General features: G+C 47.1%; 20 protein-coding genes. 6 read left to right on the top strand and 14 right to left on the bottom strand.

Going from position 1 to position 22,939, the window contains the following annotated elements:
• Positions 1-56 precede the first annotated feature (56 nt).
• From Q7R76_05825 to Q7R76_05805, 5 genes are all read right to left on the bottom strand, one after another.
• A complete protein-coding gene (locus Q7R76_05825; protein ID MDO8643066.1) occupies positions 57-962 on the bottom strand; it encodes a PfkB family carbohydrate kinase in 906 nt (301 codons plus the stop codon).
• 25 nt (positions 963-987) lie between these two features.
• The gene (locus tag Q7R76_05820) at positions 988-2,208 is read right to left on the bottom strand and encodes a serine/threonine-protein kinase (GenBank protein MDO8643065.1); all 1,221 of its coding nucleotides are present in this window, start codon (positions 2,206-2,208) and stop codon (positions 988-990) included.
• Positions 2,209-2,251: 43 nt separating this feature from the next.
• Positions 2,252-3,235: a phospholipase D-like domain-containing protein gene (locus Q7R76_05815; protein MDO8643064.1), complete on the bottom strand. Its 984-nt coding sequence runs from the start codon at positions 3,233-3,235 to the stop codon at positions 2,252-2,254.
• 22 nt (positions 3,236-3,257) lie between these two features.
• The gene (locus Q7R76_05810) at positions 3,258-3,866 is read right to left on the bottom strand and encodes a hypothetical protein (protein ID MDO8643063.1); all 609 of its coding nucleotides are present in this window, start codon (positions 3,864-3,866) and stop codon (positions 3,258-3,260) included.
• A 386-nt stretch (positions 3,867-4,252) separates the two neighbouring features.
• Entirely contained in the window at positions 4,253-6,082 is a 1,830-nt protein-coding gene (locus Q7R76_05805) for a S16 family serine protease (protein ID MDO8643062.1), read from the bottom strand.
• Positions 6,083-6,178: 96 nt separating this feature from the next.
• Here Q7R76_05805 and Q7R76_05800 point away from each other — a divergent pair, with 96 nt between their 5' ends.
• A complete protein-coding gene (locus Q7R76_05800; protein ID MDO8643061.1) occupies positions 6,179-6,496 on the top strand; it encodes a hypothetical protein in 318 nt (105 codons plus the stop codon).
• On the opposite strand, the gene Q7R76_05795 is transcribed toward Q7R76_05800, so the two are convergent.
• The gene (locus Q7R76_05795) at positions 6,480-6,617 is read right to left on the bottom strand and encodes a hypothetical protein (protein ID MDO8643060.1); all 138 of its coding nucleotides are present in this window, start codon (positions 6,615-6,617) and stop codon (positions 6,480-6,482) included. The genes Q7R76_05800 and Q7R76_05795 overlap by 17 nt on opposite strands.
• Positions 6,618-6,712: 95 nt before the next feature.
• On the opposite strand from Q7R76_05795, the gene Q7R76_05790 reads away from it, so the two are divergent.
• Entirely contained in the window at positions 6,713-7,078 is a 366-nt protein-coding gene (locus Q7R76_05790; protein ID MDO8643059.1) for a LysM peptidoglycan-binding domain-containing protein, read from the top strand.
• A gap of 42 nt (positions 7,079-7,120) precedes the next feature.
• Here the strand turns inward: Q7R76_05790 and infB are convergent, their stop codons facing one another.
• Complete coding sequence (gene infB / locus Q7R76_05785) at positions 7,121-8,887, bottom strand: translation initiation factor IF-2 (protein MDO8643058.1); 1,767 nt, start codon at positions 8,885-8,887, stop codon at positions 7,121-7,123.
• Between the two features lie 52 nt (positions 8,888-8,939).
• Between infB and Q7R76_05780 the strand changes: the two genes are divergently transcribed.
• Positions 8,940-9,344, top strand: a complete 405-nt coding sequence (locus Q7R76_05780) for a hypothetical protein (GenBank protein ID MDO8643057.1) — start codon at positions 8,940-8,942, stop codon at positions 9,342-9,344.
• 6 nt (positions 9,345-9,350) lie between these two features.
• On the opposite strand, the gene Q7R76_05775 is transcribed toward Q7R76_05780, so the two are convergent.
• Positions 9,351-9,953, bottom strand: a complete 603-nt coding sequence (locus tag Q7R76_05775; protein ID MDO8643056.1) for a hypothetical protein — start codon at positions 9,951-9,953, stop codon at positions 9,351-9,353.
• 196 nt (positions 9,954-10,149) lie between these two features.
• Here Q7R76_05775 and Q7R76_05770 point away from each other — a divergent pair, with 196 nt between their 5' ends.
• Positions 10,150-11,466 (top strand): AAA family ATPase, encoded by a 1,317-nt coding sequence (locus Q7R76_05770; protein MDO8643055.1) that lies wholly within the window; start codon positions 10,150-10,152, stop codon positions 11,464-11,466.
• 218 nt (positions 11,467-11,684) lie between these two features.
• Here the strand turns inward: Q7R76_05770 and Q7R76_05765 are convergent, their stop codons facing one another.
• The 4 genes from Q7R76_05765 to Q7R76_05750 all read right to left on the bottom strand — a co-directional run bounded on the left by Q7R76_05765 (position 11,685) and on the right by Q7R76_05750 (position 18,920).
• The gene (locus Q7R76_05765) at positions 11,685-12,656 is read right to left on the bottom strand and encodes a hypothetical protein (GenBank protein MDO8643054.1); all 972 of its coding nucleotides are present in this window, start codon (positions 12,654-12,656) and stop codon (positions 11,685-11,687) included.
• An 87-nt stretch (positions 12,657-12,743) separates the two neighbouring features.
• The gene (locus Q7R76_05760) at positions 12,744-13,412 is read right to left on the bottom strand and encodes a hypothetical protein (GenBank protein MDO8643053.1); all 669 of its coding nucleotides are present in this window, start codon (positions 13,410-13,412) and stop codon (positions 12,744-12,746) included.
• A 73-nt stretch (positions 13,413-13,485) separates the two neighbouring features.
• Positions 13,486-18,405: a hypothetical protein gene (locus Q7R76_05755; GenBank protein ID MDO8643052.1), complete on the bottom strand. Its 4,920-nt coding sequence runs from the start codon at positions 18,403-18,405 to the stop codon at positions 13,486-13,488.
• Positions 18,402-18,920, bottom strand: coding sequence for a hypothetical protein (locus Q7R76_05750; protein MDO8643051.1), 519 nt, complete (start codon positions 18,918-18,920; stop codon positions 18,402-18,404). Before Q7R76_05750 ends, Q7R76_05755 begins: the two co-directional genes overlap by 4 nt.
• A 173-nt stretch (positions 18,921-19,093) precedes the next feature.
• On the opposite strand from Q7R76_05750, the gene Q7R76_05745 reads away from it, so the two are divergent.
• Positions 19,094-20,644 (top strand): ATP-binding protein, encoded by a 1,551-nt coding sequence (locus tag Q7R76_05745; protein ID MDO8643050.1) that lies wholly within the window; start codon positions 19,094-19,096, stop codon positions 20,642-20,644.
• Between the two features lie 4 nt (positions 20,645-20,648).
• Complete coding sequence (locus Q7R76_05740; GenBank protein MDO8643049.1) at positions 20,649-21,920, top strand: exonuclease SbcCD subunit D; 1,272 nt, start codon at positions 20,649-20,651, stop codon at positions 21,918-21,920.
• A gap of 12 nt (positions 21,921-21,932) precedes the next feature.
• Here the strand turns inward: Q7R76_05740 and Q7R76_05735 are convergent, their stop codons facing one another.
• Together Q7R76_05735 and Q7R76_05730 are read right to left on the bottom strand one after the other, a co-directional pair.
• Complete coding sequence (locus tag Q7R76_05735; GenBank protein ID MDO8643048.1) at positions 21,933-22,385, bottom strand: hypothetical protein; 453 nt, start codon at positions 22,383-22,385, stop codon at positions 21,933-21,935.
• Positions 22,382-22,915 (bottom strand): nucleotidyltransferase domain-containing protein, encoded by a 534-nt coding sequence (locus Q7R76_05730; protein ID MDO8643047.1) that lies wholly within the window; start codon positions 22,913-22,915, stop codon positions 22,382-22,384. The genes Q7R76_05735 and Q7R76_05730 overlap by 4 nt, the downstream gene beginning before the upstream one ends.
• Positions 22,916-22,939: the final 24 nt, after the last annotated feature.

Here is a 22,939-nt window from a genome sequence, read left to right as displayed (position 1 = left end):
CTGATAGAGGGTTTATAAACCTTTCTATTTTTGTTACTTAAAAGTAGTATTTAAAACTAGAATTCCCTCATCCTTCTCAACAGCGCAACCCGCTCTTCAATCTCATCCATCGTCACGGTTTTGAGCCGTTCCAAGCTGAAATCTTCAGCATTCAATGACGCAACGGCCATGCCATACACCACTGCTTTTCTCAAATTTTTCTCGCTGGTATCGTTGGTTTTCGCAAGGTACGCGGTAAACGCTCCGCCGAAACAATCGCCGCAGCCGGTCGGATCACGCACCACTTCAAGCGGATAGGCCGGCGCGCTGAAGATGTGCAGGCCGTTTTCATTCGTAAACAACAAGGCGCCGTGCTCGCCTTTTTTTATCACGGCTGCTTTCGGCCCCAGCGCGAGAATTTTTTTGCCTGCTTCGATGAGGTTCGGCGTGCCAAACAACATTCTCGCTTCGCCTTCGTTGCAGACGAAGATGTTGACTTTTTTGATGATGTCGAGCAATTTTTCTTTTTTTTGCGCAATCCAGAAGTTCATCGTGTCCATCACGACAAAGGCATTTTTTGTCTGGGCAAGCACTTTTTCCTGAAGGTCAGGGTCAATATTCGCCAAGAAAACAAAGCGCGCATCTTTGTAATGAACAGGAACAACGGGATTAAATGCAGTGATGCAGTTCAGCTCGGTCTTTTTTGTTTTCGCCTCGTTCATGTCGTATTCATAGAAGCCCGACCAGCGAAATGTTTTTCCGTGCATGACAATGCCGGTGGTGTCGATGTTTCTTTTTTTCAGCAGAGCGAGATATTCTTCGGGAAAATCACTGCCAACAATGCTGATAACGCCCGGCTGGGCGAAAAAAGAGGCAGCGTAGGATGCATAGCTGGCAGCGCCGCCCAACACGTTTTCTTTTTTTCCAAAGGGAGTTTCGATGTCGTCCAGCCCAAGCGAGCCGATGATGATGAGGTTGACCATACAATTGAGAATTTGATAGGGTTATTTAAAGATGACGGTCTCTATTTCGTATCCACGCATCCGGTGCGAGGAAAAAAGAGACGATGTCGTCCATGAAACCTCTTTTTAGGGGAACGATTATTGGTTGAGCAACGAGAGGTATTACCGGTTCTTCAACAGCGGCCACCGACACCGATGCCATAGTCTCAACTTCAGGCACCAATTCTTTTTCGGGAGTTTTTTCAGGTTTTTGCTCTTGGTTCCAACTCATGCCCAACAGGCCAACGCTCATGCTTAACAGCAAGCGTTCTGCCATGATATCGGGAAGTGCATTGAGAACGGCATACGCAAGTTCTCGTCCGGTTTGATGCCGTTTGTCGGGGTCTTTTTCCAATAGTTTGAAACAAACAGCATCAAGCCCACTTGGCTGATACTGCCGACGCCCGTAACTGTAATCACACGTTGCTATTGAAGCAAATGGAGCCGGCGGTTCATAGATTTGCCGAGAAATAATTGAGTGTTTATTTCCTCCACGAAATGGCAACTTGCCTGAAATCATCTGATACAGCATGATTCCCAAAGCATACAAATCCGTGCGCCCATCGACGTGTTTGCTTCCGTCGGCTTCTTCAGGCGATACAAATTCTGGCGTACCAAAAACTGTTCCGTGAGCAGTGAGCCTTCTCTCATCAGGTGCAAGAACAGGTAGTTTCCGATAGCTAGTAGTTGCATAGGGGAGATTATCACCTATAAAACCGCAGATGCCAAAGTCATAGATGGTTATTCTCGTAGAAGAAGGACATCCATTTCGCTGGAGCGAAACTTGCTCTGGTTTCATATCCCGATGCACAATTCCGCGGCGATGGACGTAATCAAATGCTAATGCAAGCTGAAGCATTATCATTGCGGTTTCTTCAGTATCGAGTACTCGTTCATCACGAAGCGTGTCAAAGAGGTCTTTTCCTTCAAGATAATCCATGACAAAACCGGGACGCAGTTTATCGGATTTGGGATCCTCAGAAACGGTGATAGCGCCATGGCATTTTACAATGAGAGGATGGTTCAGAGCACTAAGAATTCTTGCTTCTCGCTCAAAACGAAAGAGCGAATGGTCGTAACGGGCAAGATCGTCATGAAGAAGTTTCACGGCAACTAAACCGAGGGTCTCACGGTCTTCTGCTCTGTAGACTGTACTCATGCCGCCTTCGCCAACTCGGTCAATAAACCGGTAGCGTTCAGTCGTGTCTGTTCCTCCCAGTATGGACATAAGCTTCCCCCTCATGCCGAGAAAAATAGTCTGTTTATATAATTTACTGCCCAAGAAGCTCAAATTCCTCAACAAACTTCTCTGCCAATGCGGGGTCGTGAATAATAAGAATATTTTCATCATTTCCTTTGGCACCGCTTGCCGACGGATTCATGCTTCCGGTCACCACGGTTTCATTGTCAATGATAAAGACTTTGTGGTGCATTTTGTATTTGTTGGAATCCCACTGCACAGAAACATTATTTTTTTGCAGCAGGGGAAAGACACTGTTGGTACTGTTCTGCTGTTTTTCCATGACGCCTTTCACCACAACGCCTTCAGAGGATTTTTTGATAAGTGTTTCCGCAATGGTTTTGTGGGTGAACGAAAATGCCATAAAATAGATAGTGTGGTTCGCCTGTTCAAGCGCGTGAACAACGGCGCCGCCACAGTCATCATCCGGGCAAAAACGGTTTTCAATCGTTTTGTTGTTGAGAATAATGAGTGGATGTTTTGTTGCGCTTCCTTTATTCACCACACCGTTCCAGAGCTCTTCGAATTCGCCTTCGTAATTCTGCGCAAGCGTGCGTGATTGGATAATAATCAGATTGTTGTTGTTCCGGAACATATCGTTGTAGGTCGGATTCATGCTGCCGGTGATCACAACACTATGATCGAGGATGCAGAATTTGTTGTGCATATATTTTTTTCCGTTTGCAGGCTTGCTGTTCAATTGTGCAAGAGTTTTGTTGAAGTTGTGCACGTCAACCACCAGCCGATGTTCTTTTGTTTTCAGCAGCTCGACAAATGCAGGAAAATCAACGTCAAAATTTGCACAGTCAACCGTGGTGGAGCCGTTGATGAGGAACAAGAATGTTTCACGGCAAGAATCATGTGGGCAGAAAAGAACAATAGGAGCATGCGCTGTCGTTTCAGCAACCGGCGCTGGCTCGAACACTGCAAAGCCGGTGAAGGATGGCTTGCCATAGGTGAAAAAAATGCCGATAAGGATAATAAAAAGTGCGGCAACGTGCGGAAGGTACTTCATGGAAAAAGGAAAGAACTGGGATTTATATTGTTTTATCTTCTTTCAAAATTAGTTTCAATTGCTCAATGCTTTTCATCAGGCTCGCCCGTGTTTCATGGTGACGCTTTTCAAGTTCATTGAGGATGTCAGCCGGTGTCTGAATGGTGTTAAGCGGCAGAAAATCGCCACCGCTGCCGGGAATGCTCACGAGGCCAGATGGCTTCATAAGGTCATGTTTTGGCGCGGGCTTGAGGTCGTCGGGCAAGGGAATGTTTTTTGCAGCAGTGTATGCTTGAAGTTCGCTTTTGGTCACGGCAAGAAAAAATTTCAAGCCGGGCTTTTCTGGAGCAATGAGGCCGTGTGTCATGAGTTCATCAAGAAAAAATTCAAGCTCATGGTCCATGGTCCATGCCAGCACGCGCTTTGCAGAGGCACCATCGGTTGGGGTGCGCACAAGGGTGAGCGGCAGAGTGAACAGTTTTTTGAGAAAATAGTCAACAAGGTCATTGTCAACATACAGCACATCATTTTTCTTGAGAAGCTCGTGCTGGCCGATGTATTTTTTGATGCGACGCTCAAGCAGATCGCAAAAGCACTGCTCGCAAAAGTCGCTGTAATAGATTGGTAAGGGGCATTTGTGGCAGGTGGCCATACTATGGTGGAGAACATACCCCCTATTTATAGCCTGTGGAACGAGCGTTTTTGGAGAGGGGCATAAAGCATAAAAATGAGTTATAATGTAGTTATAGAGTTTATTAGAGCAGTTTAAATATCCAAACCGAAAGGCTTAAATAGAACATGGACTACTCCAGAGTAGAAATAAGGTGGTGGGCAATAGGGGTGGACGAACGATACTGATCATAATCTATCACCTCTTTTTCCCCGGCAGGGCTTGAGCAATTGGGCCTTGCTAGGGTTTATTATCTTATAATCACCTCTTTTTCCCCTGCCCTGTGCCCTCACGGGTGCAGTGCGGGGGTTTGAACTCTATTAGTCGGAAGACTACTGAAAGGTGGTTTTGTAAAAAAAGAGAGTTATTTATGTTCGTTTCTTCCGTGTTTTCCGGTTGTGCGCTATGGTACGTAGTTGATGGTACACTTCCGCGCACAGAAGGCCAATCAAAATGCCTGCAACAAAAATCAGCACAACCTCGGTACGAATGAGGGTGCGTGAAGAAAGGGTTGGGCGTAAATAATCATCAAGGTTGCTCAACTCCAGCGCATATTCAGTGTAGAGCAGTGCAGACACAGGATTTTCATCGCGCAGGCTTTTCGCGTATTCAACATAGCTGTAGCCGAGCACGGGAAAAATATCTTCTTGCTGCTGCCGCGCAACTGCTTCTTCTGCAGCAGCGATTTTGTTGTCAACAAAGGGCGCAAGTTCAGTTTCTTTCAGTGTTGCAGTGGAAAGAAGGATATTAATCTGCGCCTTGGCAATTGCTGCTTTGAATAAACACAAGGCGTAATTGCCGTGGTGCTGAAAGCCAGTTGCTTTTTCCATTTGCCGCTTAGCCTCGGCAAGCAGATTGGGATACAAGAGGTTTGCGTACTGGTAAAATTCAAGGGTTTCAGACAGTTTTTTGTCGCAGGAGTCGCGCAAGGATTCATTATTCATTTCAAATGTCCTTCCTGAAGCATTGAAAAAAGCCGACCATGCCAGCGCGCTGTAGGTGCGTTCCACGACGAGCCCGAGCTGGCCGGCAACATCGTCATCAGAAAGATCAGGAAGTTGTTTGTTGAGTTCAACCAGTCGATCATTTGCTTCAATCAAACGCTCTTTGACAATCATGTATGCCTGCAAGTCAGTAATTGTTGTAATGGGGTATGCATTCACTTTTGCATTGAGCTTGATGATATCAGCAGCTATTTTTGAGAAGAGGTCTTTCAATTCTTTTTTGGTACCATGCTGCAGCCGGTAGAGTATCCCTTTATACGCAACATTCGCGCCGAAGCAAAAACTTGCAGCGGAATAATATGCGCCTGCATTGTACGCATCCTGACCACGCAGGGTGAGGTTGAATCCGATTTCCTGGGCTTCTGCAATTTGTTTGAGGTTTGTCTGATTCAGTTCATTGAAGCCAATGAGAAGTTTTGCCGTATTTTTCTGGAGGCCGGCACTCCGTTCGCACAGCGAAAGCCCGAGAACCTGCATTGTTTTTTGATATTGTTTATTGATTTTGAGGGGAACGGCGGGCGTTGCTATTTTTTTCCCGGTAAACTGTTCAAACGCCTCGTCAAGACGGCTGACCTCAATGATGATGACGCCTTTGGTATGCCCGTACGCAACAAGGTCGATGGTTGCTGCCGAAGCATCTGTGGCATTTGCAGTCAATTCGTTTTCCGGTACAAAGCGCGAACCCGCAGGAATCAGCACGGTTTGTAGGTGCGCTCCTGCTGCGGCATCGATTTTTTTCTGGATACCGGCAACACTGCCGACGAGATTGCCGGAGCTGATGGTGCCGGTAAACGCGATATCAGTGCGAAGCGGGATTCCTTTCAGCATCGCCGCAGTGAGGAGCGCAACGGAACTGCTCGCGCTCGGCCCGCCAATGATGACTGAACCAGAAGTGATAGTGTAGAAAAAATCATAGTGTGAACAATCAGCTCCGACAAATTTGCACGCTATATTTTTTGCCAGCCGTGTCGACATTTGGGTGTCCAGTTTTGAAGCGGGCTGGGTGTCCAAAAAAACGCGGCCCGTGCCGGGCTGGAGAGTTAAGGTTAGATCAGCAGTGCTCCCCTCCAAGACGCCACCATCTTTTTCCGCGACGGCAAGGAGCGTCATGTGACCGACCTGCGTACGACTGTAGGCGAGCAACGAACCGAGTACAAGCAGCGTCAAAACGATAAGTATCAGGAGCCGTTTCATAATCAGAAAATGCTAACGGATTGGTTATAAATATTTAGAGAGTGTAGAAGAGAATGAACAGGTATGTTTTTATAGTTGATTTGTTTGAAAGAGAGCATGTTTAGAGTGATAGGTACAAAAACGTATTTAGAGGAAATGGAAAAACTCCCGAAGGAGTATCAGGCAGCAGCAGAAAAAATTGCGAAAAAGCTTGCTGAAAATCCGGTTCTTGGAGACCCGTTGGGATATCCGTTTTTGAGAGAGCGACGCATCAGAGAAAAAAGAGTGTATTATCTTGTTTATGACGACTTGAAACTAGTGTTGGTCGTTGCCGTTGGCGGCAAGAAGGATCAACAAGCAACGATTGATCATATTAAGATGCAGTTAGATGAGTATCGGCTTGTTGCAGAAACAATGACTATGCAAGACGCTTAAAACGACCGGCTTTGAGGTCTTCTAAACTGTTGGCAAATTGCCTGATTAAGTCAAAGTCGAGTTTTTCTAATTTTTTGAGTTGTACATACTCTTCTTTTGGGATGGTTATGGTTTCTTGCATGAATAAATGGTGGTGTTGGAGGTATAAATAGTTTCCGATAGTCTTTATAAGCAAGAACCGCAATATTTAAAATAAGATTCTTATTTCTAATAAGTATGTCACGACTTATTCCTGCAGCACTGACCGGACTTGCATTGCTTGTTGCGCCGGTGAGGACAGAGGCGCTGACGACTGATGGAGTGGAGTTTTGGGAGAATTGGACACCTGAAAGTGGAGGATATATTCCGGAATTAACTGTTGAAAAAGGCGACACTCTTTTTGGGTTAGTAGACAACTTGACTGGTAATGGGGTAAATTATAAGATATTTGCACGTTATAATGGGATCCAAGATCCGAATAGAATAGAAGTAGGACGGAAGATAAAACTTCCGGCAAAGTTTATCGGAAGGACAGAAGAAGGAAAAAAAGCATTGTTTGGCTGGAATTTAAATACAGTAGCATACGACAAACAGTTGTATTAATTTCTAAAAACCCCAGACCCCGAACCATAAACCTCAAACCAGTCAGATTCCCCACACCGGATTCTTCTCGCGCATGAGATTCGCAATTTCCTTTGCCGCCTCTGCTTCGTCGGGCTTGAGGTATTTCTTGAGTTCTTTCATTTTTCTGAAGTCGGCTTCTGAAATCGCGCTGTAAAGAATATCTCCTTCTTTTATCTGCCGGCCAACCGTGACATTATCGAGCGAAAAGGCGAGCTGTGCCCCCTTGCGCGCCTCGCTAACATTTTCTTTTTCTTTCTGCATGGCACGGATGCTGGTGAGTGTGACACCATCTTTGAGCATCAAGGGAGTGTTTGATTTTGCTGTGCCAAGCAGAATTTCACCGCCGACAACTGCAGGATTGCTCTGGCGGAACACATAGCCGGGCATGAGCCGGATTTTGCACGGCTTTATGACTGTGTCAAGCTGGCCTTCTTCCATCTGCTGGCTTTTTTCCTTCAGCCATGCGGTGTAATCATCAACCAGCTGGTAAATAACATTGTGGGCAATGATTTTTACTTTTGATGAAAGTGCCTTGATTTCATCGGACGGGCTCAAGTTAAAGCAGAGGATGACGCGTTGCAGCTCGTCAGCATTGCTTTCCGCGTCAATAATGTCTTTTTTGGTGACGTCACCGATGGTTGCCTTGCGCAGGGAAATGGTTTTTCCTTTCAGCAGTGTCATGAGCGCTTCGAGGGAACCGAGGCTGTCTGCCTTGAGGATGATGCCTTCTTCTTCGGTTTCGATGATGACGCTTTCAACTTCTTTTTGGATTTCGCGCGTGACGTGCTCGAGTGTTTCTTTCGTCGCGCTCCAAAGCGGCATGCCGGATACGACGAGGTCGATGTCCGGCGCGACAATCTTGACACCGGTGGCCGCGTGCACTTCTTTCACGGGCATGAATTTCGCTTTCTTGTCGCGCATTTCGGCGAGCGGCGCCGGCTCAAAGAGGCCGCGCACTTTCGTGACCACGGGCTTGCCGAGCGCGCCGATAACAATCGTGTCGCCGGCTTTCAGTGAGCCCTCATAGAGGATGACATCCAATGTTTTTCCCAGCCCTTTTTCTTCTTTGACTTCGAGAATCGTACCTTTTGCTTCTTTGCCGCCGACTTTTAATGACTGCTCCAAGAACCGCTGGGCAAGTCCAGAAATGACCATGAGAAGTTCAGGAATGCCTTCGCCGGTTTTCGCACTGCAGGGCACGATGGCAACGGTTTTAGTGAAATCATCGACGCGGTCGAAACGCTCACCCGGCAACTGGGACTGGTCGAACAATTGCCCAACAAGCTCGTAGAGTTTTGTTTCAAACAATTCTTTGACGGTTTCCTGCTGTGCGGCAAGAGAGGGGAGCAGCATGCCGTTTCCCGAGCGCCAGCCGGAAATGACGTCGATTTTGTTGGCAGCGATGATAAACGGTGTCTTGCACGCTTTCAGAATCTGGATTGCCTCAACGGTTTGCGGCTTGAAGCCCTCGTTGATGTCAACTACGAGCACGGCGATGTCTGACAAGCTGCCGCCGCGCTTGCGCAGGCTCGTGAATGCGGCATGGCCGGGAGTGTCGACGAACAACAGGCCGGGAATCGTGAGGGTCAGATGTAATTTTTCAAGCAGCGGCCCGCAGATTTTCTTCACTGTTGCAATGGGGATAATGGACGCGCCGATGGCTTGGGTGATGCCGCCGGCTTCCTTGGCGGTTATGGCGGTTCCCCTAATCCGGTCAAGGAGGGATGATTTTCCATGATCCACGTGCCCAAGCACAGAACAGACGGGGCTGCGCATTTTGTTTTCCATGATTCGAACATAAAAGAGAATATTTAAAAAACTTGTCATTATTAAGCAGGATATGAAGCTCATCGTGCTTGAACAGGGCTGCCAAATCTGTAACCGAGCGGTAAAAGGGAATTATGAGTATGGATTATTTTGCGCAGCGTGCAACGTCTTGTTCCGGCCGGAACATCTCGGATTGACCAAGGCAAAAATTGAGCGCATGATGAAGAAAAAAGAAATTGACGAGAAATTTTCAGTGCCAACAACGGTGGTGCATGCTGAAACACTGCCGGAAATAAAAAAAGAGCATGAGCCGCAGAAAAAAATTATTACTCATTTTCTCGCCAGCAAACAAGGAGCCATGGTGCACGCCAGCAACTGCTTCTTTGCAAAGAATATCAGAAATGAAAATACGCTCGTTTTTAGTTCGCTGAGAGACGCGCTTGACAAGGGATATAAGAAGTGTGGGTGTGTGAATTAAAATTATTTAAGCAGTCTCCAAATACTGTTCCTTCACGGTGCGGGTGCCTTTGTCGGTCAGCGCAACGAATAGCTGGCGCTTCCCTTTCTGTTTTTTTGGTTTTATCAATTCTTTTTTGATAAGGTTGAGTTGTTCTAATTTGGTGAGCGTGCGCATAACGGAACTTGGTTTTTTTTCAAGGCGAAGTTCCCGCGCAAGTGTCTTGAAAGAAACCGTTGATGCAGCGGACAGCGAGCTGATTTTTGAAAGCGCTGCAAGCATTTTTTTTTCCTGCACCGTAAGATTGTAGCGGATAGCAGGCACTGTTGGTACGGAGCGGGCGTCTCCTTCGTAGATTTCTTTGAGCTGGTCAAACGCTTCAATGAATTCCTTACCTTTGTGCGTGATGCTCAAGACAATGTCTCTGTGAACTGCGTCAGTGGTGATGAGTTCAGCGTTGGCGAGCACCATGAGCGCATTGGTTGGTGCATCTACCAGCAGGAGAAGCCGTTGGATGACTGAAAGGTTGAGCGAGTATTGATTTTTGTTGGTGACCTCGTGGTCGTAGACGATTTTGAGGATATTGATGGCAACTCGATTGAGAAGTACCTGTGCAAATGAAGGTTTCATAGTTTCCACCACCCACTACCCACCACTGATAACCAAACACCTATTTTTATTGTTTGTTGTGATTCCCTACTCTTAAGAGAAAAAAGATTGCTGGATGAGTATCGGAAACAGCGGAAAGGGGGGAAAAAGCGGAATATTTTTAAATCAGGAATACGAAAGAAGAATCTGAGAACGGCATCATCAAGGAGGATTGTGAGTGAGAAGGAAAAAAACAGAGACAACGAAAACAGCCCTGCCAAAACGCAACGCAACGACCGCAAAACCAGCAGTAACGGCAGAGCGAGTACCACAAGCAGAACGGGGTGAGAGCACACCAACAATCGCAGCGCCCATGACGTTTGCATCGGTATTGCGCAACCCACTTTACACAAGACGGGAGGCGCTGTACGACCTGCATCCGCCGAACGGATTCCTGCACCGCACCGAACAAAAAAACGAGCTGGTCATGGAACTGGCACCCATCCTTATGGGTTCAGTTGTGCCCTGTGTATTTGTGTATGGCAACCCGGGCACCGGAAAAACAGGGATGATAACGAATCTGCTGAACGAACTGAAGGAGGAGGCAGAAAAACAAAACATCACGCTCAAAACGGTGTATGTCAACTGCTCGGAAAATCGCACTGAAACGGTGATATTCCTCGAGATACTCAGCCAACTCAACCCAGAACGAGACTACCCGAAAATGGGATGGACTCGCGCAAAGGTTGTTGCTGAATTTACCAAAGAAGCAGAACAGCATGAGCAAATCCTCATCGTGCTCGACGAAGTGGACTATGTGCTGCGCGAAGAAGGGGATGACATCCTCTATCGGCTCAGCAGGTTCCACAACGCCAATGGCAAGCATAAAAATGGAAAGGGAATTGTATCAACTATCATAATTTCCAACGATGTCCGCGTCGGAGACTACATCAAGCCGCGCACCAACTCAACCATCGGCCGCGTGCGCATTGTGTTTCCACCGTACAACAATGTACAGCTCCATGACATCCTTCGCGAACGCGCCACCGCAGCATTCAAGCCTGGTGTCGTAAGCCCTGCGGTGCTGAAAAAAATTGCAGATATTGAAGCATCACGCTCCGGCGACGCGCGAAAAGCAATGGAGCTGCTCGACAGCTGCGCAAAAAGCGCGATTGCAAAAAGCAGAAACCAGCTCACGCTGGACTTGGTGAGCGAGGCAGACGCACACCTTGAAAAAGACCAAACCTTCGAACTCATTTCATCACTCACGAAACAGCAAAAATTAGTGTATCTTTCAATCATCAAGGATCAGAAAAAAAGCATGGCAGGCACTGATGTATATACTCAGTATCAGGAAACCTGCCAGGGATACAATTTAAAGCCGCTCTCCGAGCGGAGAATCCGCTCATTTGTCGTCGATTTGAAAGATTTGGGACTCATCCAGTCAGATGTTGGCTGGGTGCCCGACTTGAGAAAAAAAGCGCGCAAAATTGATGTAACGCTCGACGCCGCCGTACGGACAAAAGCAGTCAAGCTCTTGCGTGATTCCATTTAGACCAATAGGTTCATACAGCCCATCGAAAACCTGCCCAACGGGATTTCGTTTCGCCAAAAGTGGATTGGGCCATCCAAAAAATAAAAACAGAAAAAAGAGGTGTAGTGGTTCTACATCTCTTGATACTCCATCACATCGTTAGTCCATGCAAACCTTTTAGGCTGAACCAATGGGAGGGCATCTCCATCACCTCAGTGACCCTCCTATTGGTTTTTTCTTTATCTTTTTTTATACTGGTCAATGGTGCACTGTACTACAGGAAGCACGAGCCGTTCTCTAAGCAAAACAGTCGAGTAAGAATCTCCTCGGTTAGTCCCGCGCAGGCCAACAAGGTCACCTGCGGTGCGCACGTCAACAAGAGGCGCGTGAAAAACATACGCTGCGACGTGGGCAACCAGCATGCGTGAACTGATAATTGACTTGGTGAGCGCAAGATAGAGAATAGTTTGTGCAGCAACTGACGTACGGCCCTTGTGCGCGCGGCGTTGCCATTCAAAAAGATCTTGTTCAGCGGCGTTCCCTGCAGTCAGACGGCCGAGGGTCCAATGAGAGGTCATGTCAATACTGCGCGCAGCATCATCAATGCTGAGGGGATCATGAAAGTCTTGGTAAGTATCGCTTTCTGCACCGCGAACACGAATTTTTTTATCGGCAACATATCCTGTTTGTTCCCAATACTGGCGGACTGCAGTGACGAGAGAATTCATCGAATCACGCAACGGTACTGGAGTTGGAGATGGCGAAGCTGGCACCAAACGCTCAAGTGCACCTGCAATGCGCTCAAGGGCACCAACGCCTCGAGTTATAACTGATAAGAAATCAGCGTCAAACCGGGAGGGGATAAATGGAGATGAGGGTGCTGTTTCAGTAGGAATGGACTGTTGGCTGGACGGATGGTAGGTCCATCGTGCGACTTCATAATCAGGAAATGAAACAAGAGCACGCTCCAAATGGCCGTCACTGGTTAGTTTGTTGCGTGCACAAAAAGAGCGAGCGTCAACCGCAACAACAAAAGTTTCTCGTCTCGCACCGTCGGCAGATCCGGCGACATAATGGGGAAGCGCACCATGGCGAAGTGCTGTGGAAAGCTCTTTGGCAAGCACCGCATCACCCGTGGCCATGAGCTCATCAAGACTAATAAGGGTAATCGTTTTCACTCGACCGTTCAACAGTGATTCTCCGCGCGCCATACAACGCGGCAGTTTTCAGTGGTTTATATTGATTATGGAAAAGCGGAATATACGCCAAAAGAGGAGAAAAAGAATCGGAAATTGAGATTACATTCCAAGTTGCCGACGAATGGTCTCATCATCCCAGAGCCCCATGCGTGTGATGCGCTGGTACATTTCGCCAGGAGTCAGCCCTCTTTTTTTGAAACGGTCAATGAGGCCGGCAAGAATTGTCGATGCGTGCGTAGATGATTGGTACGAAGATGAACCGGTCTGAACGCGCTGATTTTTTTCGAGCGGATGGAACAATGGCTGCAGAAGAGATGTATTTCTCAGCGCATACAAAATAACGCCCACTATTAGGATGACGAGAAGAACAATGAGGATAACTGATGTTGAAGAGGATGAAGTTGATTGAGCAGTTTGAGTGGATGATGGCTCTTCAAACATATCATCAGCAGGCACAAGTGTTGATATGCTCTCAAAACCTGCAGACGATGAATGAGACAGTTGTTCGTCAACTGGTTTTTGAGGAGGAGCAACTATAGTTACATTTGTTGGTTCAGGCTCGCCCGGACAATCTTCCGGGCAGGTTAACGCGCTTTCAACAAGGTCACAGATGCCGTTCCCACAACGGAATTGTTCATACAACTGACTGCGAAGAGTTGGATCGCGCGCTGTGTTTGCTGATGCGCACGGCACAAGAAGGAGCACAAGAACAAGGGAGGTGATGAAAAAGAGTGACTGATTTTTTTGGATAGTGCCGTGAATCACCATGTGCCCTCTTTGTTTTTTTGTTTTTCTTGTTTTTCCTGAGAATAATCAAGGGAGTTTTTGTTTATAAAGTTTCTCATGGCTGTCGTTTCCGTTGAGCAGTGCCACGCGCTTTCAGCTCCTTTTCCGCAGTCGTCAGGTGAAACGAAATAACTAGGGGAGGATATTTGTTTTTCAGTTGTTCCTTTATTTTTTCTGGCTGAACGCCTTTTTCACGCTGGGCAAGGATGAAATCGAGGAGTGCCCGGTTAAGACGCAGTACAAATCCTGAATTAGTTTTTTTAATCGGTTCCTCACGAGTAGGCGTTCGTTGCTCGACAACCTGTTTTTTCTGTTCAGATTGAACGCCACCAATGCGGCTCTCGAAAACACCGCTAATGATGCGTCGTGCTCGAGTTGCATCGTGGCCTTTTTCTGCCAACTGGCGCACCACGTCGTTCACAAACGTTGCGCGCAGCATCTCGGGCGTGCTGAATCGTGAAGCTGCTGCAAATGATTGCTCAGCAAAACGGGCGATATAGTCGTCTTCTTTTTCTTCGATGGTTTTTTTGACGGCAACGAGAATATCCGCTGATTTCCGGTGAGGAGCTGACGGTTGGATGGGTGATTGTTTGGTAGGCAATGAAGAAAGCGATGAACGTGAGACTATAGTTTGCCGCGGTGATTCTTGACGAGCAGTATCCAGGAGACGTGCGGCAACAATTTCAGTGACCAGCCGCTCAACCAGTCCAATGTTGTAGCCGAGGCGAACAAGTCGTGCAATGGTGTCAGCAACAAAGGTTGTACAAATTGCTGCACTTCGGTTTGATGCCGCCTCTGCGTCAACGAGCTGATTGATGTACCTGCGGAGATATGCTTCTTCTTTCACCGCAAGCTTTTCTTTTAGTAGAGTAATGATACTGCCTGAAGGTATAACTGCGAGCGGTTTTTGTTTCGACGGTTGGAGTGTTGTGCGAAGTAGTTGTTCACGCGATTTCTTTTGTGCCTGCGGTTCGCTCACACGGGCACGGGCAAGCAAAAGAGGCGCTTGTTCCGTGACTATTTTTTCGACGAGGCGCGCGTCGAATCCTTTGCGCACCAACTCGGCCATCGCGTCATGCATAAACGTCTTTTCAAGAGCAGAGAGTGGTTTCTGGCGTGCCGCTGCTGTGAAAATCCGATCGACGGCGACTCGGATATACGCCTCTTCGCGATCAGCAATTTTTGCAACCACTGAGGTCTTCACTGAATGAAGAAGTGGATACCGTTCTGCAATAGTGCGAAGTGGAGCATCGGGGTTCGCTGGCTGGATACGGGGCGGCACCAGCGTGAGGAGGGGCGGCAGAGGTGGCAGCGGAGACACCACACGCGCCACTGGCGCCGCAGCACCAACGGACGTGCTGACCGTTTTTTCTTCTTCCTTCTTTTCTTTGTTGGTTTGTTTCTTGGTTGTTTTTCTTTCTTCATCTTCCGATTCGATGCGTAATAAGATATGGCCAATAAGTTTCTGGTTCCATCCCAGTTTCACTAAGCGGCTGACGACCTTTGCAACCGGCGTGTGCTCGCTGTGACTGAGTTTCAACATCGCGTAAAGCTTCTCGTAGTTCTTGGTAGCGATGCTGAATGCGAGTGCAACAAGGCGCTTATCGTGGCCATGCACGAGCAAGCTCGCAGTGGTTTTTGCCCGCAGTTTTTCGTCGTCAATTCGGTCAAAGCCATTGTACGAGTACGCGTCCATGATGAACCGTTTCAGATAGCCACGCTCTGCTTTCAGCGCCGTGATATGCGCTGCAATTTTCTGTGCCGGCCAGCCGGCAGTGCGCAGCTCAGATATGAGGGAGTGGTAGGTTAATCCATTAACCACCCCAGTTATCAGATGTTCCATAAGCACGGCAGTGTAGTCCGGCAGAGCAATGCAGGAATCAAGGACCAGTTTCTTGTCCGGCATGACATCGGCGCCGAAGGGATTGACAAAGTCAACACCTTCATATTCATGTGCAACAGCAATTGGCAGGTCATGCATGGTCAAGACTCGTCCGGGCATAAGATCGAGCTGGGCAATCAATTTCTTCCGCGTGGCAAACGCAATCAGCGTTGCCATCTCCATGCCGAGATGGAAGCGTGCATTGATTTCGGTTGCCGCATGCATACCGTTCATGGAAAGTTTGACGAGCTTAAGTTGAGAGAACTGCGGCTTGAATTTGAGATAGGCGCTGCGCGTGGTCCAGAGCGTACTGTACTGTGACATGAATTTGCTTCTCACCAAGCGGCGAAGTGTTTCTTCATCAACGAGCGTGTCTCGGAATACCGGGCCAATAATTCCTTGTGTGATTTTTTCAACTTGGCCACCGGCAAACGTCTGAATACCGACGAGGAGCAATGTTCCGGTGAGGAACATGACCAACACTGTTATTGAAGGTGCTGCCCACTGCTTGAAAATAAATGCTGCAGTAACGCGCGATTCAGGCCGTGCTTCGACGCGCACGTTAAATTCTTTGTCCAGATATGAACCGCCTGCATGCCACTTAAGTGCGATGCTGTTTTCAGTGACCTGACCTGGTGTTGGTTGCAGCGTTAGGGTGAAAACAGCTTTCTCTCCTCTGCTCAATGTTTGAGTGTGTAGGGAAGATTGGGAAAGTATTTTTACTTTTGAAGCGTCAACATCAAGCACAATTGAATTAAGTACTTCAGTTCCCGTATTTACCACGGTGAATTCAACAGTTGATATTTGGTCAGGTTTGACCGTGATATCAGTACCAAATTTGTTGTTCACGAATAAGATCTTACCATCTTGTTTTGCCTCAAGGAGGCCGAGGCCTTGGCCAAAAGCCAAGCGTTTTGGAATATACGATTTCATTCGGCCGCCGGTGAATTTTGCAGAAGATGGCGCTGCCTCTGCTCCACGGGCGACACGTTCACTCGGCCGGACACCAGAGAATTCAAAAGAAGGTGGCATTCCTGATGGAGGTGATCCTTCACTAAACGACCGCGGGGAAGTCATTATCAACCCTGCTCGCGCGAAGAAATCGTTATCAATCTCGCGCGGAGTGATTGTATACGTCCCCATACCAATCACCTGAACGACCATGACAGGAATACTGTAGGAAATAAGGCTACAGATTGAAGTGTCGCATGAAACATCATCTTTAAGTACTGCGGGAGGTATTGGATAAGTAGTATTGAACCTAGTCCAGTGAACGCTGGAATTCTGAACACGGAAAAGAGTTGCTGGATCAAGGAATAAAAGTGAGTTGGTCATGTTGATGTCAGTACGGTTGCTGCTGAAATTTTGGGTGTCGGTCGTGGTAAAGTTTGGAAATTGTGCGATACCATGAAATGTCCTGAAGGTGTGATTAATCACTGAAACAGTAAGATTACCTTCATCGATCAACGAATTAAAACTGCCATTAAAGGATGTGTTGATGATCGTACTTCCTGAGGCGTTGGTGGCATTGAGTTGCATAGTATTATTGAAGAGCTCATTGTCGGAGATCGTGCTGTTTCCGGTACGCCGCAACTGAATTCCTATCGTGCTATTGAGGATATAGTTTTTCGTGATACTAAGATTACTCGGAACATTGGGCTCACCATCACCTGAAGTTCCAGTAGAGAGTATCGCAGAAACAGATGCATTCCAGATAGTGTTGCCAGTAATGGTATTATTGGATGGAACACCAACCTGGAAGGTGTTCGTGGCAAGTGCCTGAATACCGGTGCCAACATTGTTGATGGTATTATTGATGATGGTTGAGTTTGTCGTGGCACCATTTAAATTGATGGCAAAAGCGGTTGGTGTTAATATATTTGAAATTCGATTAGATGAAACGTTTGTACGTTGATTGGACCATTTAAGCTGAATAGCGTCATTCGTGATAATGTTGTCAATGGTAGCACCATTAATGGCGCTGTCATTGGTTCTATTGAAGACAATGCCGGTCGTCGCATTGACGACGGTTGTGTGGTTTATCTTAATGTTTGCGGCGTTTGAAAAACGGATACCATGACCAGAGGTGCCAAGGATGTTGGTGACAACACACCCAGTCACATTTATATTACTAAAGCCAGACGATTGAATCACGTAGGTGAAGTTACCTGTGGTGGCTTCCGGCCGGAAAATCACTGTACTATTGCAGTCAAAGTTCACGGTGCTGTTGTCAATCGTAACCGTCGAATTGTACCCACCCGGACAAATGTGGTAGTTCTTCTGGATAGAGTTGTTGCTGCCATTCCTCAACGGCCGCGTGAGGTTATCATTGTCATCACAATCAGTCGGGTGAGTGGAATTAGGAGTGGTTCCCTGTCTCAGGAATCTATCACCATCCTCATCAAGTGGGCTATCACTCACCGTGAAGTTGTCGGACGATGATGCAGCAGTGGTGTTAGAATCATTGGTAGAACCGTTCATCAGTTCTTCAGGCATTACAAATGTTGGCTCTGAAAGAGAACTATTCGCCAATTCTTCAGGCGCCACAAAGGTTGGTTCTGATGGCGTTTCAGTCGTTGGCTGTTGAACAACCGGCTCCACTGAAGTAAACTCAGGAGACGGCACTGGTTGTTGTTCTCCTCCGATAATTTCAATCGTCTCCGAAGTAAGCCCATATATCTCATCGTTGTACGCAAGCACGACATCAACGGTGTAGCTGCCGGCGGGAAGTGTGCGAACGGCATCAAAGGTTTCCAGCGGCACCACCACATCGGCGTCCCAACCGTAGATGGTTGCATTGCCCGAAGTGATTTCATACGGCGGCCCGAGAATGCTAATCAAATTTTTCTCATATTTCTGGCCGTTGAGCGTGAGCTCGACGCTGGCGCCGAGGGGGATTTTTTGCTGGCCAAAGTCAATGCTCATATTCACGGCGCCATACTCGAACACCGCGAAACCCGTAATCGAAGAGGGATGCTCACTAATGTACCCAACCGCGAGGAGCGCAAGCAGAATGCACGCGAGCACAAGATAGTTCGAACTACCACGACTGCGCTGTGGTTTCTCCATCCAGCTTACGTCGGTAATGTTCATGTATCCTCCTTTTTCTGGCGTGCGCGGCTAAGCACCGTGTAAATAATTGGCGCGGAACGGTGCAGCAGCCGGGCAATGGCCATTGGTTTCATGGTTTGAGCGAGATGAAGAATAACAGATTCAAGGAAACTAAATTGGCGGTTCGCGAGAACAGAAAGCGGAATCGTGGGAGATGGCTGGGAAATAATAAACAAGGATTTTTGTTTGTGTACCGCACGAGTATAGCTCGTCCAGACGCTGCGATCGTCGCGCTGGAGAAGAACAGCAATCTCATGGAAGGATTTGTTGCGGTTTTCCTTGAGGAACTTGCACACGGCTTCTGAAGGGCTCAACTTTTTCGCGAAAATTTCAACAGGAACGGACGTTTCTTCGGCATTGTACAACTGGGAGAGTTGGCCATACGACATACCCTGATCCTTCATCAACTTGAGAAAGTGGGAAAAGAGGTCATGGAGGAGCAGGGTGTTTACATCAGAAGCAGTGCTACTCTCCGCTTTTCCTGTATTCCGCGCCAATGGCCTTTTGTTTACTTTATTTGTTTATAAATATTATCATTTTTACTGTTTTTAGTTATTTTTTTCTGTATATGTTCAGGTTTAGTTATACATAAGAAGATAATTTACTGTGTATGTATAATAGGTAGTACTCACCAACAATCTTTTTATTGCGACAAACAAGCAGCACCCGTATGGGAGAACAGAGCGTCAAGGCACAGGTGATTTCCGGCGAAGTCGGCCGAATTGTTGCACGCCAAAAAGCAGGGGAGCAGATTGAGCTCGGTGAACTGATGGTTGCCGAGCATCCGGCGTGGCCGAATGAAAAAATGCTTCTTCAGGCCTACGGCTTATTTTACGGCAGCCAGATAAGCCAGCAAAATCTCGAGCTGATTTCCGGCCTTGAGCTGGAAGAAAACGTGCCCGCAGATATTATGGACGCAAACGTCCGCGCATACACACTCGCACTGCTGAAAAATGTGCTCACGCTTACGAACAATGAGCCGTGCTTGAGCAAAACACTGCCACCATTTCTCGCGAAAATACGCACGCTCACGAAAGACGATGTCTCATTTCTGACCAAGCCAAAAAATGCCTTGTTTATGGGGCGGCTCCGTTCAGGGTCAAAAACGGTTGACGCAGACATTTTTCTGCCCGGCGACAAAGTGTTAAGCCATCATGTGCTCATCGCAGCGACAACAGGAAGAGGAAAAAGCAACCTGACCTCGTGCATGCTCTGGGACAGCATTGACAAGGACTACTGCGGCATTCTCGTGCTGGATCCCCACGACGAATATTATGGCAGAACCGGACCCGGGCTGAAAGACCATGAAAGAAGTGAGCGCGTGGTGTATTACGCCCCGTATCCGCCGCCCGGCGGCAGAACGCTGAAAATAAATCTTGAAACCCTCCGGCCGACACATTTCAACGGTGTTATTGATTGGAGCCAACCGCAACGAGAAGCTATGGACGCCTACTTCAGAAAATACGGCAGGCAGTGGATAGAAGCAATCATTCTCGAAAAGCCGCTTGAGGAAAAAACAAAATATCCAATGTTCTTTGAAGGCACCATCGGTGTCATTAAGCGCAGGATGCTCGGCATGCTCAATCTTGAGTTCCAGCAAAACCAACTGTTCTGCAATGGCGTGTTTGATTTGACTGCAGGCGCAACAACAGTGAAAGATATTGGCGACGCATTGGAACGGGGAGGAAAAGTCATTATTGACACATCATTATTTTCCGGCGCTGTGGAGATACTTATCGGGAGTATTATTGCGCACGAAGTGCTTGATCGGTATCGCCATTACAAAACAAAAGGGATACTTCAGGACAAGCCAGTCATTTCAATAATTCTTGAAGAAGCGCCGCGCGTGCTCGGCAAAGAGATTTTGGAAAAAAGCAGCAATATTTTTTCCACCATCGCCCGCGAAGGACGAAAATTCAACGTCGGGCTTATTGCGATAACCCAGCTTCCATCGTTGATTCCCCGGTCGATACTTGCGAACATGAACACCAAAATTATTTTGGGGCTGGAAATGGCGCCGGAACGGCAGGCGATTATCGAATCCGCAGCGCAGGACTTGAGTGAAGATAATAGAACGATTGCATCACTCGACAAAGGCGAAGCGATTATCACCAGCACGTTCGCACGGTTTGCGATACCGATAAAGATACCACTCTTTTCAGAGATGGTAAAGGAGAAAAAGCAGATGCAACAAAGTTTTGAAGGCGTGCGGTTTGGGTGAGACCATGCTCACCTTCGCCCACCTTGCTGACACGCACATCGGCAGTTGGCGTGATGAAAAAATGCGCCAGTTGAGCGTTGCTGCGTTCACCAAAGCAGTTGATATCTGCGTCCAAGAAAACGTTGATTTTGTGCTCATCTCCGGCGATTTTTTTGATACCAGCATTCCGCCGATTGACAAAATAAAATCCGCCGTCATCCAGCTGAAGAGGCTCAAGGAAAAAAATATTCTTGTGTACATGATTTCCGGCAGCCATGACCATTCACCGAGCGGCAAAACAATGCTTGACGTGCTGGAAGAAGCCGGACTATTTGTGAATGTGGTTAAAGGTACGATTGTCGATAATAAATTACGCCTTGCATTCACTATTGACCAAAAAACAGGGACAAGAATAACAGGTATGCTCGGAAAACGCGGCACGCTTGAAAAAAGTTTTTATGAACAACTCGACCGCGAATTTCTCGAACAAGAAATAAAAGGAAAACAAGGTCACCACATTTTCATGTTCCACAGCGCGCTCAATGAATTCAAACCAGAAAACAATCAGGCGCAGGAATCAATGCCCGTATCCTTGCTGCCGCGTGGATTCAACTATTACGCCGGAGGCCATGTGCATATGGTTTTCCATCGCGATGAAACAGCCAATGGTTATGGAATTATTACCTATCCTGGCCCGACGTTTCCCTGTGACTTCAAAGAGATCGAGGAACTCAAGCGAGGAGGGATGTATATTGTCACGTTTGACGGCACCTCCACACGCGCTGTGTGGAAACAAATTGAAGTTGTTCCGGTAGAAAGCATAACTATTTCGTGCAACCATCAAAGTGCGGAAGCAACCGAAGAGGAACTGCGGAAAAAGATTGCTGCATGCGAACACGCCGGCACCATCAGAAATTGTATTATCACCATTCGTATTGCCGGCACTCTACGGGCAGGAAAACTAAGTGACATCCGGTTCAATGATATCATCGAACACCTGTATCATACCGGTGCTTTTTTCGTCATGAAAAACACCTCGGCAGTCACGTCGCCGGAATTTGAGGAAATAAAAAGAAAGCCAGAACAAACCGTTGAGCAGATTCAGGAATCAGCAATCAATGAGCACCTCGGTCAAATACCTATTGAAGGGTTAGGCAAGGAAGAGGAAAAGGAACTGACCAAAAAACTGCTCGGCATATTTTCCGCAGAGAAAAACGAAGGCGAAACAACGGCTGACTTTGAGAAGCGCATGGTGGAACAGACCGATGCGGTGTGTAAGGAATTCTTTGATGTGTAGCTTTCTAAAATTTCAAGAAGGTCGGTCTGTTTTTTCAAGAGCTACATCTAAGATTTTATTTAGTTCAACAATAAGTTGTTTCGCCTTTTCAATGGCATATTTTGCTGTTTCATAATCCATTTTCCGCCCGTGATAGATCAATGAATTTCGTTTCGAGCGGCAGCCATCAAAGAGCCTGAAAAGATCGTGCCTTTGAAGAATATCCCGCAGATAGTAGCCCAGACAGATATGGTTTCCCACTTTATAGCCGTACAGAAGCACAAGAGCGTGCATCAGTTCGAGCACTGATGAATAATAATTTTCAAAAACATAATTTGCATTGCTCTCTTTAATGCCCGTTTCAGTGAGAAACTGCACTCTTCCAGCGGCAGTATCAATGAGTGATGTTACTTTAGGCCGGTCAGGCGTACCTTGTAATGAGGCATTTGATTCGATACATTCTTCCCACGTGCTTTCGTCGTTCATGTGAATACATCCATAAAGCCGTTTATTCTTATTCCATTGAGTATGTTGTTTGCAAGGTCTTTGTTTTTCAATTCGTGGATATTTTTATAGATGAATAGCTGAATTTTTCGCTGGAGAATTTTTTCGTATTTTTCTATGTTGATTTTCTTTTTTGAAGGAGTCTCAATATAGAGGTCGATGTCACTCTGTTCGGTATCTTCTCCCCGTGCATAGGAGCCAAATACGGCAATCGGTGGATTACTAAGCTCTTCTACGAGAAAATCAAGCAGCCCAGATGTATGCAGTTGGCGAATATTGAATAACTTTTTTTCAAGAAGATAGTTTTTAGAAGTTCTGTCTGCGGAATAGAGAGTAATATTTGCTATTTCTGTACGCTTCAGAATACGCTCTTGTTCTAATTCTTTGGTGTACCGGATAACTGAAGGAAGCGGCAGTTTGAGCTCCCGTTCGATGTGCCGCACACGCAACTTTATGGTGGGGTGGAGGAAAAAGTATTCTTTCACCCTCGTTTTGATATCTTTTGTTTTCATTTGATAACTTAAGATTTCAATTGA

This window comes from Candidatus Woesearchaeota archaeon (assembly GCA_030651375.1).
In the GTDB taxonomy this organism is placed as follows: Archaea; Nanobdellota; Nanobdellia; order Woesearchaeales; family UBA12501; genus JAUSFM01.
The sequence above is the reverse complement of the archived record's forward strand: the minus strand, read 5'-3'. Positions and strand labels throughout refer to the sequence as shown.